The organism is Segeticoccus rhizosphaerae (assembly GCF_009192725.1).
Classification (GTDB): domain Bacteria; phylum Actinomycetota; class Actinomycetes; order Actinomycetales; family Dermatophilaceae; genus Segeticoccus; species Segeticoccus rhizosphaerae.
Window position 1 is genome coordinate 1 of the sequence record NZ_VOHR01000583.1, and the last position, 1,177, is coordinate 1,177.

At 73.8% G+C, this 1,177-nt stretch carries 1 protein-coding gene; it reads right to left on the reverse strand.

Annotated elements, in window-relative coordinates:
• Nucleotides 1–1,177: ABC transporter (locus FRW57_RS21830; RefSeq protein ID WP_152187064.1), on the reverse strand; the 1,177-nt coding region annotated here is incomplete at both ends.

Genomic DNA, 1,177 nt, shown 5'->3' on the forward strand with positions numbered 1-1,177 from the left:
CAGGCTGCGCCACCGGCGGGCCGCGGCGCTGGCGGCGCCCTGGGAGTGCGAGACCAGCAGCGCGGCCGCACCGGTCTGGAGCGCCTCGCCAAGGTCCTCCGAGGGCACCTGACGACCCCGGAAGAAGGCGGTGACGCGGTCCCGGAGCTTGCTCACGCCGGCCTCGATCTGGCGCAGGAACTCCCCCGTCCCGACGAACTCCTGCCATCGGGCGAGCACCTCTCCCCGCAACAGCGAACCGTCGCTCATACCCTCCGAGACGCCGGCGAGCGCATCGGCATACGCGGTGGCCGCGCTGGCCCGGAGTCCCTCGATCGCGTTCTCCTGCTGAGCGGTTGCCGCCGCGAGCAGGCCGGCGCGGTCGCCGAGCGAGTCGAGGGCGCCGGTGAGCGTGCGCTTGATCACCGTGGCACGGGCCTTGGCGTCCTGCGCGAGCGACTGCAGCCACGAGCGGAGCCGTCCGATCTCGGTCTCGGGAAGCAACCCGTTGACCAGCGCGGTCTCGACCACGGTGAAGACCGGTGCCGTGCCCAGGCCCTGTTCGGCCAGCATCGACGCGAGGTGACCCCTGACCTCCTCCATCGCCTCCGGCGGCACCCGATCGAGCACGATCGCCACCGAGGTGCCCCGGTCGGACGCCTCGCGCAGCAGGTCCCACGGCACCGCGTCGGCGTAGCGTGCCGCGGTGGTGACGAACAGCCACAGGTCGGCAGCCGACAGGAGCTGCCGGGCCAGGTCGCGGTTTGCCTCGACCACGGAGTCGATGTCGGGGGCATCGAGCAGGGCCAGCCCGGGCGGCAGGGCGTCGGAGGCCACGAGCCGGACCGACGACGGGTCGTCGTCCGGCCCCTCGGCGCCCGTGAGCCGGCCGAGTCCGGGGAGCACCCGGGTGCCCGTGAACCAGCGCTCGTCCTCGGGGTGGTGGACCAGCACCGAGGCGCGGGTGGTCGGACGCAGCACCCCGCTGCGACTGACCACGTGGCCCACGATCGAGTTCACGAGCGTCGACTTGCCCGCTCCGGTTGACCCGCCCACGACCGCGAGCAACGGCGCATCGAGGGCAGCCAGCCTGGGGATGACGTAGTCGTCGAGCTGGCGCAGCAGGCTCGACTGCGAGCGGCGCGCGTCGGTCGCGCCGGGCACGTCCAGCGGCAGCCGGGCCGCCTCGACGGCGCCG